At 63.4% G+C, this 15,701-nt stretch carries 10 protein-coding genes and 1 pseudogene; 6 read left to right on the top strand and 5 right to left on the bottom strand.

The features are described 5' to 3' along the window. From glgB to treY, 4 genes and pseudogenes are all read left to right on the top strand, one after another. A pseudogene (gene glgB / locus E8Q40_RS09470) lies at positions 1 to 1,869 on the top strand (1,4-alpha-glucan branching protein GlgB); the annotation flags it as partial. Beyond that, on the top strand, positions 1,859 to 3,937 hold the full coding sequence (gene glgX, locus E8Q40_RS09465) for a glycogen debranching protein GlgX (protein ID WP_246663085.1): 2,079 nt from the start codon (positions 1,859 to 1,861) through the stop codon (positions 3,935 to 3,937). The pseudogene glgB and the gene glgX, both read left to right, overlap by 11 nt. Next, positions 3,934 to 5,694 carry a malto-oligosyltrehalose trehalohydrolase gene (gene treZ / locus E8Q40_RS09460; protein ID WP_246663055.1) on the top strand — a complete coding sequence of 587 codons (1,761 nt, stop codon included), beginning with the start codon at positions 3,934 to 3,936 and terminating at the stop codon, positions 5,692 to 5,694. Before glgX ends, treZ begins: the two co-directional genes overlap by 4 nt. A 4-nt stretch (positions 5,695 to 5,698) precedes the next feature. Next, the gene (gene treY, locus E8Q40_RS09455; protein ID WP_137044141.1) at positions 5,699 to 8,428 is read left to right on the top strand and encodes a malto-oligosyltrehalose synthase; all 2,730 of its coding nucleotides are present in this window, start codon (positions 5,699 to 5,701) and stop codon (positions 8,426 to 8,428) included. A 372-nt stretch (positions 8,429 to 8,800) separates the two neighbouring features. Here treY and E8Q40_RS09450 read toward each other — a convergent pair whose 3' ends face one another. From E8Q40_RS09450 to E8Q40_RS09430, 5 genes are all read right to left on the bottom strand, one after another. Beyond that, a complete protein-coding gene (locus tag E8Q40_RS09450; RefSeq protein WP_137044140.1) occupies positions 8,801 to 9,589 on the bottom strand; it encodes an ABC transporter ATP-binding protein in 789 nt (262 codons plus the stop codon). Positions 9,590 to 9,602: 13 nt separating this feature from the next. Next, positions 9,603 to 10,376, bottom strand: a complete 774-nt coding sequence (locus tag E8Q40_RS09445; RefSeq protein WP_137044139.1) for an ABC transporter permease — start codon at positions 10,374 to 10,376, stop codon at positions 9,603 to 9,605. Positions 10,377 to 10,426: 50 nt separating this feature from the next. Further along, positions 10,427 to 11,341 (bottom strand): ABC transporter substrate-binding protein, encoded by a 915-nt coding sequence (locus E8Q40_RS09440; protein ID WP_168197948.1) that lies wholly within the window; start codon positions 11,339 to 11,341, stop codon positions 10,427 to 10,429. A 104-nt stretch (positions 11,342 to 11,445) separates the two neighbouring features. Then, positions 11,446 to 12,168, bottom strand: coding sequence for a histidine utilization repressor (hutC, locus tag E8Q40_RS09435; protein ID WP_137044137.1), 723 nt, complete (start codon positions 12,166 to 12,168; stop codon positions 11,446 to 11,448). Between the two features lie 16 nt (positions 12,169 to 12,184). Then, a complete protein-coding gene (locus E8Q40_RS09430; protein WP_137044136.1) occupies positions 12,185 to 13,543 on the bottom strand; it encodes a formimidoylglutamate deiminase in 1,359 nt (452 codons plus the stop codon). A gap of 125 nt (positions 13,544 to 13,668) precedes the next feature. Here E8Q40_RS09430 and hutI point away from each other — a divergent pair, with 125 nt between their 5' ends. Next, positions 13,669 to 14,871, top strand: a complete 1,203-nt coding sequence (gene hutI, locus E8Q40_RS09425) for an imidazolonepropionase (RefSeq protein WP_137044135.1) — start codon at positions 13,669 to 13,671, stop codon at positions 14,869 to 14,871. Then, entirely contained in the window at positions 14,868 to 15,698 is an 831-nt protein-coding gene (gene hutG / locus E8Q40_RS09420) for an N-formylglutamate deformylase (protein WP_137044134.1), read from the top strand. The genes hutI and hutG overlap by 4 nt, the downstream gene beginning before the upstream one ends. Positions 15,699 to 15,701: the final 3 nt, after the last annotated feature.

The raw sequence follows: 15,701 nt of genomic DNA, 5'->3' as shown, positions 1-15,701 counted from the left end.
CCGATCCTCTCCGACTACGATCTTTATCTGCTCGGCGAAGGCAACCAACTCCGGCTGTACGACAAGCTCGGCGCGCATCCCATGATTCATGACGGAGTGTCAGGTGTCGGGTTCATCGTGCTTGCGCCCAATGCCCAGCGCGTCAGTGTCGTCGGCGATTTCAATTCATGGGACGGCAACAGCAACCCGATGCAGGTGCGCGGCCAGGGCTATTGGGAAACATTCGTCGCCGGCGCCAAAGTTGGAGATAGGTACAAGTTCGAAATTGTCGATCGCTTTGGTCAAATGCTGCCGTTGAAGGCGGATCCGGTCGCCTTCGCGTCGGAAGTACGCCCGCTCTCCGCATCGATCGTCGTCGATCCTTCGACAATCCCGCACCCCTCGCCGGCGCCCTCGGAAATCAACGCCTACAACAAGCCGATCTCCATCTACGAAGTCCATCTGGGCTCCTGGCGCCGCAGTGCCGAACGTGGCGGCGGCTGGCTGACCTATCGCGAACTCGCCGAACAATTGCCGGGCTATGTGCGCGACATGGGCTTCACCCACGTCGAATTGCTGCCCATCTCAGAGCACCCCTTCGACGGCTCGTGGGGCTATCAGCCGACCGGCCTGTTCGCGCCGACCAGCCGCTTCGGCCCGCCGGAGGACTTCGCGCATCTGGTGGATGCCCTGCATAAGGCTGGTCTCGGCGTATTGCTCGACTGGGTGCCCGGCCATTTTCCCGATGACCCGCATGGCCTTGCCCGCTTCGACGGCACTGGTCTCTACGAACACGAGGACCCGCGCCAGGGCCGCCACCTCGACTGGGGCACGCTGATCTACAATTACGGGCGCACGGAGGTCACGAACTTCCTGCTGTCGAACGCCCTGTTCTGGTTTGACCGCTACGGCATTGACGGCTTGCGCGTCGATGCCGTCGCCTCGATGCTGTATCTCGATTACAGCCGGCCCGCGCACGGCTGGATTCCCAACAAGCACGGCGGCCGCGAAAACATCGATGCCGTCGACTTCCTGCGGCGCACCAACACCGAGGTGTTCCGGCAATATCCGCACGCCACCACGGTCGCCGAGGAGTCGACCGCCTGGCCGCAGGTGTCACGCCCGGTCGACTGGGGCGGACTTGGCTTCGGCTACAAGTGGAATATGGGGTGGATGAACGACACCCTCGATTACATGTCCAAGGATCCGATCCATCGCCGCTATCACCACGGCAAGATCCTGTTCGGGCTGCACTACGCCTTCTCGGAAAACTTCATTTTGCCGCTGTCGCACGACGAGGTCGTTCACGGCAAACGTTCGATCCTCGGCCGCATGCCGGGCGACGCGTGGCAACGCTTCGCAAACTTGAGGGCCTACTACGCCTTCATGTTCTCGCATCCCGGCAAGAAGCTGATGTTCATGGGCTGCGAGTTCGGCCAGGACACCGAGTGGAACCACGATGTCAGCCTGCCGTGGCACCTTCTGGAAAAGTCCGAGCATGCCGGCATCCAGCGCCTCGTCCGCGACCTCAATCATCTTTATCGCGACATTCCCGCCCTGCACAGCCTCGACTGTCAGGCGGAAGGCTTCGAATGGCTGATCACCGACGATGCCGACAACAGCGTCTTCGCCTGGCTGCGCAAGGGCCGCGACCCCGGATCGCGCGCCGTCTTCGTCGTGAACTTCACCCCGCAGGTGCTGCACGACTACCGCCTTCGTGTGCCCTTCGCCGGTCACTGGCGCGAGGCCTTCAATTCGGATGCGGCCATTTATGGCGGCAGCAATGTCGGGAACGCGGGCGGCGTCTCAACCGTTGCCACGCCCGACAGTCAGGAGATTCGCATTGTTCTCCCACCGCTTGCTGCCCTCATTTTCGTTCCTGAGTCCTAACGGCAAGAAATCCGCCGCGGGGGCGCCCTATCCGCTTGGCGCGACATGGGACGGCCGTGGCACGAATTTCGCGCTGTTTTCAGCCAACGCGACCAAGGTCGAACTCTGCCTGTTCGATCGCGACGGCCGGCGGGAAACCGAGCGCGTCACGCTCAACGAACGCACCGACGATGTCTGGCACACCTACCTGTCGAATGTCGGGCCGGGGCAGCTTTATGGCTACCGGGTGTACGGCCCCTATGCCCCGGAGGAAGGCCACCGTTTCAACGCCCACAAACTGCTGATCGACCCTTACAGCAAGCAGCTCGGCGGCCACTGCACCTGGAACGATGCGCACTTCGGCTACCGGACCGGCAGCAAGCAGCAGGACCTGTCATTCGACAAGCGCGACAATGCCCGTTTCATGGTCAAGTCGGTCGTCGTCGATGACGCGTACACCGGCTCGAACCACCGTCCTCATGTCCCGTGGGAAGACACGGTGATCTATGAAGCGCACGTCAAGGGCCTCACTCACCAACGAACCGAGATTTCGGAAGGCCTGCGCGGCACATACCGCGCTCTCTCCGACCCGGCCATGATAACGCACCTGCGCAAGCTTAGCGTCACCGCGATCGAGTTGCTGCCGGTGCACTCCTTTCTCAATGACCGCCACCTGCTGGACCGCAATCTGACCAATTACTGGGGTTACAACACCCTCAGCTTCTTCACGCCGGAGGCCCGCTATTCCAATGGCTCCGAGGTAAACGATCTGCGCGGGACCATTGCCGCGCTGCATGACGCCGGGATCGAGGTCATCCTCGACGTCGTCTATAATCATACTTGCGAAGGCAATCATATGGGGCCGACGCTCTGCTATCGCGGTATCGACAATGCTTCCTACTATTGGTTGATGCCGGACGACGCGCGCTATTACGACGATTTCACCGGCACGGGGAATTCTCTCAAGCTCGCTCATCCGCGCGTGCTGCAAATGGTGATGGACTCGCTGCGGCATTGGGTCGAAGCCTATCAGGTCGATGGCTTCCGCTTCGATCTCGCCACGACGCTGGCGCGCGGTCCGGCATTCGATCGCAACGCGCCGTTTCTCACCGCCGTAAGGCAGGACCCAGTGCTCGCCGACGTCAAGATGATCGCCGAACCTTGGGACGTCGGCATGGGCGGCTATCAGGTTGGCGGCTTCCCCAACGGCTGGTCGGAATGGAACGACATTTATCGCAGGACCTTGCGGCGATTCTGGCGCGGCGACGGCGACCTGATTGGCGATATTGCCCATGCGATGACGGGCTCGTCCGTACAGTTCCAGCACGACGGGCGGTCACCGCGCGCCAGCATCAACCACGTCACGGTGCATGATGGCTTCACGCTGGCCGACCTCTACAGCTATGACGGCAAGCACAACGAGGCCAATGGCGAGGACAACAGAGACGGTTCGGACGACAATGTCAGCACCAATTGCGGCGCCGAAGGCCCAACGGACGATCCCGCAATCCTCGCATTGCGACGGACGCTCCGCCGCAATCAACTGGCCTCGCTCTATCTAGCCCAGGGCATCCCGCTGATACTGGCCGGTGACGAAGTCGGCAATTCGCAGAGTGGCAACAACAACGCCTACTGCCAGGACAACGAGATCGGCTGGGTCGACTGGTCGGCACTTGGCACCGACGACGATCTGATCGGCTTCGTCAGCACCCTTGCGCAAATCCGTCGGCAATATCCGCAGGTGCGCCAAAACAAGTGGCTGGAAGGCAAGCGCGCCGACGGCACGCACGATGTGCTCTGGCTGACGCCCGGCGCGACGGAGATGACGGATGATGACTGGAATTTCCCGGGCGGTAAGTTCGTCTCCTACGTCCTCGCCGGTCCGAAGGAAGGCGACGCACCGCTCTACATCATCCTCAATGGCGCCGATCATGATGTCGAGGTGACGTTCCCCACCTGGGAAGGATCGCCAAAATGGAAGAACCTCATCGACACCGGCAATGACGGGCCGCAGGACGTCGTCGGCGATACGGGATCGCCATGGACCATCAAGCCGCGCTCGATTGTCGTTTTTGCAGGCCAACCGTGAGCGCCCTCCCCACGTTCGGGCCGCTGATCGCCGATGATGGCGTGACCTTTAGGCTATGGGCGCCGGCGGCAAAACAAGTCGAGCTCGTGCTCGACAGCACGCAACAGATGCGGCGCGCCGACGGCGGCTGGTTCTCCTTGCATGTGCCCGGCGTCAAGGCCGGCACCCACTACAGTTTTCGCATCGACGGCGAAATCACCATTGCCGACCCGGCATCGCACTTCCAGCCCGAGGACGTCGCCGGCCCCAGCGAAGTCATCGACCACACGTACGACTGGCGCGCCGCGGACTGGAAAGGCCGTCCGTGGGAACAAACGGTATTTCTCGAAACGCATGTCGGCACGTTCACGCCCGAAGGAAGCTATCGCGCGATGATCGACAAGCTCGATCACCTCGTCGAAACCGGCATCACGGCGCTCGAGCTGATGCCGCTCGCCGAATTTCCCGGCCGCTGGAACTGGGGTTACGACGGCGTGCTCTTGTTTGCACCCGACGCGACCTACGGCCGTCCCAACGATCTCAAGGCGCTGATCGACGCCGCTCACCAGCGCGGCCTGATGGTGTTTCTTGACGTGGTCTACAACCACTTCGGGCCGGAGGGAAACTACCTGCCGCGCATCGGGCCGCCTTTCTTTACCGACATGCATACGCCGTGGGGCAGCGCAATCGACTATCGCATGCCCGAGGTTCGCACCTTCGCCGTCGAGAACGCCGTGCACTGGCTGCGCAACTATCGCTTCGACGGTCTGCGCCTCGATGCCGTGCATGCCATCGTCGCGCCCGGCGAGCCGAACGTACTGGAGGACATCAGCAAGGCGGTCGGCGATTTGGCGCAGGAAACCGGCCGGCATATCCATCTCGTGCTCGAGAACGACGACAACACCGCGCGCCGTCTAGCGCCGCTCGAGGATCCTCCCGCGGGCCACTACAACGCGCAATGGAACGACGACTACCACCACGCCTGGCACGTACTGCTGACCGGCGAAACCCAAGGCTATTACCGGGACTATCACGACGCGGCGCAGCACGTAGCGCGGACTTTGGCGGAAGGCTTTGCCTACCAGGGCGAGCCGTCGCCACACCGGGACAACGCGTCGCGCGGCGAGCAGAGCGCCGCGCTGCCGCGCCTCGCCTTCGTCAACTTCATCCAGAACCACGACCAGATCGGCAACCGGCCTCTCGGCGAAAGGCTCACAACGCTGGCCGATGACGACGCGGTCGCCGCCGCCCTGAGCGTGCTGCTGCTCCAGCCGGGCCCGCCCCTCCTGTTCATGGGTGAGGAATGGGGCGCGAAAGAGCCATTCCCGTTCTTCTGCGACTTCAAGGGCGATCTTGCCGATGCGGTGCGCAACGGCCGTAAACGCGAATTCGCCGAAGCCTACGCCAAACACGGCGACGAGATACCCGACCCGCTGGCCGAGCAGACGCGCGACCTCGCCGTGCTCGACTGGGCGGTCTGCGACAAACCTGCGCATGCACGGCGTCTCGAACTAACGCGGTCGCTGCTGGCGGCACGGCATCGCGACATTGTGCCGTTGCTGCGGTCGATGACCGGCCCGGGTCAGGCGACGATGACGGGAAGCCTGTTGTCGGCGCGCTGGCCCGCAAAGGACAAGAGCCTGCTGCTGCTGGCCAACCTTTCCGGGACAGCGCAGCCGCGCCCGCGTGACCTCGCATGGGGATCGCAAGCAGTATGGGGCGGAGATCCGCCGGCCGAACTGCCGCCGTGGTCGGTCTATGCCGCGATCGGAGGCTAGCGCCATGCCGCCTGCCATTCCGCGCGCGACCTACCGCGTGCAACTGACCAAGGATTTCACCTTCGACGATGCCGCCGCCATCGTCCCGTATCTCAAGGCGCTGGGCATCAGCCATCTCTACGCTTCGCCGTTTCTGAAGGCGCGGCCGGGCAGCACGCACGGCTATGACATCGTCGATCACGACCGCCTCAACCCCGAGCTTGGCGGCGATGAGGCTTTCGCGCGGATGAGCGACGCGCTGAAAGCGAACGACCTTGGCCTGATCCTCGACTTCGTGCCGAACCACATGGGCGTCGGCCTGTCCGATAATCAGTGGTGGCTCGACGTCCTGGAATGGGGCCAGCACTCCCCGCATGCCGAGGCTTTCGATATCGACTGGGAGGCTATCCCCTATCGGCGCCATCCGGGCGTGCTGTTGCCGATCCTCGGGCGACCTTATGGCGACGCCTTGCAGGCCGGCGAGATCGAACTGGGCTACGATTCAGCCGACGGCAGCTTCGCTGCCTGGTATTTCGAGCACAAGCTGCCGATCAATCCGCAGCGCTACGGCGAGATGCTCAGAATAATCGTTGGGACAACGCAAGCGGAGGCCGAGCGCGTCGGTGCCGCACTGTTGAAACTGGCGGACGAATTCGGCGCGCATGGCACGCCATCCTATCGTGAGGCGCCAAAGCTAAAGCAAGCCCTGACAACAACCGAAGGCGCGGCGCCGCTGATCGAGCGAGGCCTTTCTGCTTATCGCGGCGAGACCGGCGTGGCTGCGTTGCACCGCCTGCTCGAGCGGCAACATTATCGCCTCGCCTACTGGCGCGTCGCTTTCGCCGCCGTCAATTATCGCCGCTTTTTCGATATCAACGATCTGGCCGGCCTGCGCGTCGAAAGGCCGGCCGTCTTCCGCGCCATTCACCCGCTGGTCACGCGGCTGATCGCGGCCGGTCAATTGCAGGGGCTGCGGCTCGATCACATCGACGGCCTGCGCGATCCGGCGCAATACACGCGCCGCCTGCGCCAACTGGTGACAAAGGCGCGTGGCAAGGAGCGCCGTGGACCTTTCTGGATCGGTATCGAGAAAATTCTCGGTCCGGGCGAGCCCCTGCCCGACTTTTCCGGCGTCGCCGGTACGACCGGTTATGAATGGCTCAATGTCATTGGCCATGTGCTGGCCGACGCGCGCGGGCTCGATGCGCTGGAGAAGACATGGCGCGACTTCACTGGCGAGCGTGCAACGCCCGCGCAAATGCTCGATACCGCCAAGCGCCGGGTCATCGACACCATGCTGGCGAGCGAATTCACCGTGCTCGGCCTGCAACTGGCGCGCATCGCCGCCGGCCATTTCAGCACGCGAGACTACACACTCAACCGTTTGCGCGAGGCACTGCTGCTCTATGTGCTGGAGTTTCCCGTTTACCGAACTTATGTCACCGCAGGCGGGGCGTCCGACAAGGACCGCGCCATCATCGACGCGACCATCGCACGGGCCCGAGCGCGCTGGGGCGGACCCGATCCCGACGTCATGGATTTCCTGCGCGATGTCATCACGCTCGATCTGGTGAACAACCCCGGCTATAGCGCGCCGCGCGTACGCAACTTCGCCTTGAAGCTGCAGCAGTTCACCGGCCCGCTGATGGCGAAGGCGCTGGAAGACACGGTGTTCTATCGCGATCACCGCTTCCTCGCCTTCAACGAGGTCGGCGGCCATCCCGATGCGCAGGCGCTGTCGCCCCAACAATTCCACGAGCTGCAGGCCGAACGCCTGAGAACGTCGCCGGCAGGTCTGACCGCAACGGCGACGCATGACACCAAGCGCGGCGAAGACTCCCGCATGCGCATTCTGGCGCTGAGCGAAATGTCCGACGAATGGGCATCGTGCGTGAAGAAATGGGACGGCATGAACCACGCTATTGCCGCCGTGCAGGATGGATCGCTCTGGCCGAGCAAGGCGCATCAATACATGATCTATCAGGCGCTCATCGGCGCCTGGCCGGAGACCCTCGACGCGGAGTTCACCGCGCGCATGAAAGCCTATGCGCTGAAAGCGGCGCGCGAAGGCAAGCAGGAGACGAGCTGGACGGCGCCGAACGACAAGTATGAAGCGGCGCTGGACGGCTATATCGGCGCCCTGCTCGATCCGGCGCGGTCGAAAACGTTTCTCGAGTCATTCGGCGCTTTCGCGGCGCGTACCGCGCTGATCGGAGCGCTCAACAGTCTCTCCCAGCTCGCGCTCAAGGTACTCGGCCCCGGCATTCCGGACATCTATCAGGGCACGGAATATTGGGACCTTTCGCTGGTCGATCCGGACAACCGCCGGCCGGTGGACTTCGCCAGGCGCGCGGCCGAACTTGAGAATCCGGGTGACGACTGGCCGGGCCTCGCCGAGACCTGGCGCGACAGTCGCATCAAGCTGCATCTGCTTCATAAGCTGCTCGATATTCGCCGCGCGCATGCCGAACTGTTCCGCCGTGGCGATTACATCGCGCTCGATGTGAGCGGCCCCGATGCCGACCACGTCATTGCCTTCGCCCGCCGGTGGAAGCGCGACGAAATTGTGGTCGCGGTCGGCCGCCACTTCGCGCCAAAGTCGGACGACGGACGCCGATGGCCGCGTCCGCTCCACGCAGCCATTACCCTCGCTTCCGAGACGATCTTTCTGGACGGAGTCGTGCAATCGACAGAGGCAACGCCGCTTTGCGTCTGCACTCCGGCAGTCCATGTCTTCCGGCGGCGGATTGCCTGAAATATGGAAAAGGAAGGAATTGGTTATGCAATTGACGCCGCACCGCCGCTGATTGCACGTAAGCTCCGCCACGGTATCGCAGAGCGCAGCCGCTCCGATGGCACGATCGAAACGGCGATTACGCCAGCGGCGCTCGATGCGCCTGATCGAGAAACTGTCCGGCCTCGGCGTTTCGGCCGTGGCGGTGTCTCTGCTCAACGCTTACGTCAATCCGGCGCATGAAGCCGAGCGACGGCGCTTTCGCGCGCTCTCACAACTGCCAAGATACTTAAAGCGCCTTCGCTCGTCAGCGCCGATATGGGCGGCACGAGCTTCGACACCAATCACACCCTCGCCGCCGCGATCTTCATCATCGAACGGCTCCTTACCGCGTCAGATAGCGGCTTCCGCCGCGCGCATGGCTTCGGATCGAATGTCTTCGGTGAGCCGTGCCTTCAAGGCGGAGAATTCCGGGCTGGTCTTGATCGTATAGTGCCGCGGATACGGCAGATCGACGCGCACGTCGCTCTTGATACGGCCTGGCCGCGCCGACATCACCACCACGCGCGAAGCGAGAAAGATTGCTTCCTCGATATCGTGGGTGACGAACAGCACCGTCTTGCGGTCGCGTTGCCAGATGCCGAGCAGCAGTTCCTGCATCAGGCTGCGCGTCTGGTTGTCGAGCGCGCCGAACGGCTCATCGAGCAGCAGGATCGCCGGATCGTTGGCCAGCGCGCGCGCGATGGCGGTGCGCTGTTGCATGCCGCCCGAGAGCTGCTTGGGGTAGTGGCTCCCGAATCCAGCGAGTTCAACGCGCGACAGCCAGTCGGTGACGACCTTGCTGCGTTCGGCCGGCACAACGCCCTTCTCGCGCAACCCGAAGGCAACGTTGTCGGCGACCGACAGCCACGGAAACAATGTGTAGGACTGGAACACCATGCCACGATCCGGCCCCGGCCCAATAACCGGCTTGCCGTCGAGCAGGACGCGGCCGGTGGTCGGCCGGTCGAGGCCAGCAATCATGCGCAGCAAGGTCGACTTGCCGCAGCCGGAGGGGCCGAGAATGGTGACGAAGTCATTGTCGGCGACAGTGAGGCTGGTCGGCTCCAAAGCGCGCGTCGGCTCGCCGCCATGCACGGCGGGAAAGACACGCGAGACACCTTCGATGAGGAGCTTGCTCATGCAATCCTCCAAATCATGAGAGGCTCCATGGGAAAAGCCAGCGGTTGAATGACTTGAACAGAAAGTCCGAGATCAGGCCGATGACCCCGATGACGATGATGCCGAAGATCATCTGCCCCGTCGCCAGCAGCGCCTGGCTGTCGATGATCATGTGGCCGATACCGGCGGATGAGCCGATGAGTTCGGCGACGATGACATAAGTCCAGGCCCAGCCGAGCACGAGCCGGAGGATCTCGGCGATGGCAGGCGCCGACGACGGAATAAGGACGCGGCCGAGAATGCCGCTGTCCTTGGCGCCAAGCGTGAGCGCGGCCTCGACCAGATCGCGGCGGGTCGAAGCAACCGTGACCGCCACCATGAGAATGACCTGAAACACCGAGCCGATGAAGATGACGAGCAGCTTCTGCAATTCGCCGATGCCGGCCCACAGGATCAGGAGCGGTATGAAAGCCGACGCCGGCAGATAGCGCGCGAAGGACACGAAGGGTTCGAGCAACGCTTCGATCGGCTTATAGGCGCCCATCAGCACGCCGACCGGTACTGCGACGACTGCGGCCAGAGCGAAGCCGCCGACCACGCGCCAGACGGTGACGCCGATATCAGCGGCAAATCCGTGTTTTGTCAGAAGCAGCCAGCCGTCATCCAGCATGGTCAGCGGATCGGCGAGAAATGTCCTGGAGACGTAGCCGCCAAGAGTCGCGAAAGCCCACGCGCTGAAAAACAGCACGAAGAACAAAAGACCTAGCACAACGCGCGCGCGGCTTGAAATCGGTGCGAGTGGTTTCATGAAGAAAAATGCGAGCGCGACAAGATTATTTTGCCGCGCTCGCCCGGCGATTACTGGATGAACTTGGTATCGGCAAGCTTCGACAGATCGGGGATCTGCTTGATGATGCCGACTTCGAGCAGCAGGTCAGCCGCTTCCTTCGAGAACTGGGCGTGCTCGCCGGAGAAGAACTTCTTGTTCGCCTCCTTGTCCTGCCAGCGCAGATACTTCGCCGAGTTGCCGAACTGCTCGCCGGTCTGCTTCACGTCGGCGCCCATGATCTGATAGGCCTTGGCCTGATCCGACTTGATCATATCCACGGCGTCGAAATAGCTCTTGGCCAGCGCCTTGGCGGCATCCGGATTCTCCGACAGGAACTTCGGCGTGCAGCCGAACGTATCCATGATCATCGGATAGTCGAGCGTGGTGGCGATGATCTTGCCGGCGTCCGGTTTCGCGCGCACCGACGACAGGTAAGGCTCGTAGGTCATGGCCGCGTCGTTCTGGCCGGCGATGAAGGCCTGCGCGGCCGGACCTGGCTCCATGTTGACAACGGTGACGTCCTTCACCGACAGGCCATTCTTCTTGAGGAACCAGGCGAGCGTGAAGTAAGGCGCGGTGCCCGGCGCCGAAGCGGCGACCTGCTTGCCCTTGAGATCCTTGATCGAGGCGATGTCCTTGCGCACCACCATGCCGTCGGCGCCGTAAGACTTGTCCATCTGGAAGATTTGCGTGGTGGCGACGCCGTTGGCGTTCCACACCACCCAGGTTTCAACGGTGGTCGCGGCGCACTGGATGTCGCCGGAGGCGATAGCGAGATGGCGGCTCGCCTGCGGAATCTTCTTCAGCGTAACGTCGAGACCGTTCTTGGCGAAGATGCCGGCTTCCTTCGCCAACGTGAGCGGCGCAAAGCCCGTCCAGCCCGAGAAACCGATCGCGACCTTGGTCTGCGCCATGGCGGGAGACGCCGCCAGAGACGCCAGCATGGTCAACACGATTGCATGACGCTTGTTGATGATAGTCATGTTACTCTCCGATAGCCCCAATTAACTGCGTTCATGGCACCACGGGGCCCCCTCTGGTGTCAAACTCACTCTCCATCGCGCGACGGATTGAAGCGGACAGTCAACTGATAGCGGCTGCCCGGATAGGTCAATTCGACATGTGTGACGGTGCCGGCATCGAGCCAGGTCGAACGTTCGACCACAAGACAGGCATGGTTTGCCTCTATTTCCAGCAGCCGCGCCATTTCCGCCGTCGCATTCGTCGCGCGAATGAGGTGTTCCGCCTCGCGCCATTGCACCTTGGCCAGCAGCCAGCTTCCGGGCGCGATGTTTGAAAAATCGACGTCGCGCGCATCCGGCGCAACCGCGAGATTGATCACCCGGTCTTCGGCCACCAGCGGGATGCCGTCGGCGTAATGCAGGCTCTTGACGGCGAGCACCGCATCCCCCGCCGACACCTTGAGCCGCTCGGCATCGCGCTTGCTGGCACGGCGCAAGGAGCGCGAACGCAGCTCGTAACGGTAGTCACGGCCTTCGCGCGCCACTTCCTCCGGGATATTCTGGATTTTCAGGACGCTTTTCTGTGACACCGGCAGTGCCACAACGGTGCCGGTGCGGCGGCGGCGAATGACCATGCCGGACGCCGCAAGCTCACTCATCGCGCGGTTCACCGTCATGCGCGAGCAGCCGTAGCGCGCGACCAGTTCCTGCTCCGACGGCACACGATGACCAGGGGGCCAGTCACCGGAAAGGATGGACTGCTCCAGCGAGCGCCGGATTTCCGCATAACGTGGCAATTGCTCGGCCATGCGCTGATGCCCTGCCCTAATTCGCCAGCCGCAACATGGCCGCACGATAGCGGCGGCTGATGCCGTCGCGCTGCCGGTGACGACCTGCCGTGACGACCATCTCACCGCCGGCATAGACCTCCCGGATGGCGGCACGGCCGGCGGTGTAAATAAATGTATCGAGCACAAGATCGTCGCTGCGGCCGGCGAGATCGGGATGCTCGGCATCGAGCACGACAATATCGGCGCTCATGCCCGCCGCGAGCGCGCCCATCGGCCGTTGCAGCGCCTTTGCGCCACCGGCCAGCGCATCGGCATAAAGACGGCGGCCACTCGATTCGCCTTCCCGGGTCGTCATCAGGTTGCGGCCACGCAGCCCGAGCCGCTGGCTGTATTCGAGCTGCCGCAATTCGCCCGGCGCATCGATATCGATATTGGAGTCAGTACCGACGCCATAGGCGCCGCCCGCTTCGATCCATTGCGGACCGTTGAAAATGCCGTCGCCCAGCGAGCTTTCGGTCAGCGGACAGAGACCGGCCACCGCGCCGGTTCTGGCAAGACGCACCGTTTCATCCCCGGTCATGTGCGTGGCGTGGATGACGCACCAGCGCTCGTCGACCGGCGCGTTAGCCAGCAGCCACTCGATCGGCCGCTGTCCGGACCAGGCGACGCAGTCCTCCACTTCTTTCGTCTGCTCGGCGGCGTGGATGTGGATGGGACCTGTTGCGCCGGACAGAACCTCGCGCAAGGTCTCCGGCGTCACCGCGCGCAAAGAATGCGGCGCAACACCGATATTCGCGCGCGGCAATCCGGCAACGATGTCACGGCTGCGCGCCCACAACTTCGCGAAGCGATCCGGCGCATTGAGAAACCGCCGCTGTCCCGGCACCGGCGCAATGCCACCGAAGCCGCCGTAGGCATAGAACACCGGCAGCAGAGTCAGCCCGATTCCGGTTGCCTGCGATGCCGCTGCGTGGCGCGCGGCCATCTCGCCGATATCGGCAAAGGGCGATCCATCGCGGTCATGATGCAGATAGTGGAATTCGCCGACCGCGGTGAAGCCGCGCTCCAGCATTTCCATGTAAGCGAAAGTGGCGATGGCTTCCACGTCATCCGGCGTCAGGCGATCGAGGAAGCGGTACATCACCTCGCGCCAGGTCCAGAAGCTGTCATTTGCGGGGCCGCGGCGCTCGGCGAGTGCGGCCATGCCGCGCTGAAAGGCGTGACAGTGCAGATTAGGCAGCCCCGGCAAGGCGAAGCCCGCGATCCGCTCGGAACCGTTCACCGGCGAATTAGCGGCGACGCTTGCAATAACACCTTCTTCGATCTCGACGCGCACCGCGCTCGCCCAGCCAGCGGGCAGCAGCGCGTGATCGAAATGAAGCGTCCGGTGCATGACGTTCTGCCTGTGAGGCCTGTCGATATGTATAGACAATTGTGAAGCGCCGCGCAATTATGTCTATACAATTGATCCCAGGCTTCTGGCCTAAGCTTCGCGGACGAATTTGCGGGAGGCACGGCATGCAATTCGACCATGTCTGGCACGGTGGATCGGTAGCCACATTGGCGTCGGGCGGCGCCGCTTTCGGCCTGATCGAGAACGGCGCCGTGGCCGCGAAAAACGGCCGTATCGCCTATGTCGGCCCCGCAGCCGGACTGCCGAAAGGCTGGACCGCCGCGGCTGAAACCAGACTCGACGGCCGCCTCGTCACCCCCGGCCTGATCGACTGCCACACCCACCTTGTCTATGGCGGCTCTCGCGCCAATGAATTCGAGATGCGTCTCAACGGCGCGTCCTATGAGGACATCGCGCGCGCCGGGGGCGGCATCGTCTCGACCGTGAAGGCGACCCGCGGCGCCGATGAGAAAGAGCTGATCCGGCAGTCCCTGCCCCGGCTCGATCGCCTGATTGCCGAAGGCGTCACCACCATCGAGATCAAGTCCGGTTATGGCCTCGATACCGAGACCGAAAAGCGCATGCTGCGCGCGGCACGCATGCTCACCGGCGAACGGCAGATCGACGTGGTGACGAGCTATCTCGGCGCCCATGCCATGCCGCCGGGTGCGACCGACAAGGACGCCTATGTCGCCGAGGTCTGCGCCGCGATCCCCCAGATCGCGCGCGAGAATCTGGCCGACGCCGTGGACGCCTTCTGCGAAGGCATCGCTTTCTCAACCGAGCAGACGGCGCGGGTGTTCAAGGCGGCGCAGGCGGCCGGCCTCAAGGTGAAGCTACACGCCGACCAGCTCTCCAACCTGCACGGCGCCAAGCTCGCCGCCGATTTTGGCGCGCTGTCGGCCGACCATCTCGAATACACCGACGAGGAAGGCGCCGCCGCCATGGCGAAAACCGGCACCGTCGCGGTGCTGCTGCCCGGTGCGTTCTACGTGCTGCGCGAGAAGCAGTTGCCACCGGTTGAGGCGCTGCGCAAGCATGGCGTCCACATCGCGATCGCCACCGACTGCAATCCGGGCACCTCGCCAATCACGTCTCTGCTCCTGACCATGAACATGGCCTCGACCCTATTCCGCCTCACGGTTGAGGAATCTCTCGCCGGTGTGACGCGCGAAGCGGCGCGCGCGCTCGGGCGTCTCGGCGAGATCGGCACGCTCGAAGCCGGCAAGTATTGCGATCTTGCCATTTGGGATGTCGATCGCCCGGCTGAACTTGTCTACCGCATCGGCTTCAATCCGCTGTGGAAGCGCGTGTGGAGAGGCCAATGAGTCCAACCCAGCAAGGCGATTGGCTGACGATTCATCGCGGCGATGCGCCGCTGGTCGTCTCCTTCCCGCACACCGGCACCGAGATTCCGGCCGAGTACGAGTCGCGGCTCGTCTCACCTTGGCTGTCGCGCAAGGATGCCGACTGGTGGATCGACCAACTCTATGATTTCGCCCGCGACATGGGCGCGACCACCGTTCATACCGCGATTTCGCGCACCGTGATCGACGTCAACCGCGATCCATCCGGCGTGTCGCTCTATCCCGGACAGGCAACGACGGAGCTCTGCCCGACGACAACGTTCGACGGCGAGCCGCTCTACAAGGATGGCAAGGAACCCGGCGCCGCGGAGATCGCCGCGCGCCGCGCGCGCTATTTCGACCCCTATCACGCCGCGCTCGATGCCGAATTGAAACGCCTGCGCGCCAAACACCCGAAGGTCGCGCTCTACGACTGCCACTCCATCCGCACCGTGATCCCGCGCCTGTTCGACGGCGAACTCCCGACCTTCAATATCGGCACCAATTCGGGCGCGTCTTGCGATCCCGCGCTCGCCGCGACCATCCAATCAATCTGTGCCGGCACGGGGCGCACGCAGGTGCTCAATGGCCGCTTCAAGGGCGGCTACATCACGCGCAATTTCGGCAAGCCGGCCGACGGCATTCACGCCGTGCAGATGGAGCTGGCCTGCCGCGGTTACATGCACGAGCAGCTCGGCCCGGTCACGCAAGCCAACTGGCCGACGCCTTACGATCCCGCTTACGCCGCGCCGATGCGCGCGACACTTCAACGCATTCTCCAGGCCTGCCTCGACTACGCCCGCGCCTGATGT

The organism is Pseudolabrys sp. FHR47, from assembly GCF_005153485.1.
Lineage (GTDB): Bacteria > Pseudomonadota > Alphaproteobacteria > Rhizobiales > Xanthobacteraceae > Pseudolabrys.
This window is presented reverse-complemented; position numbering and strand designations above follow the sequence as displayed.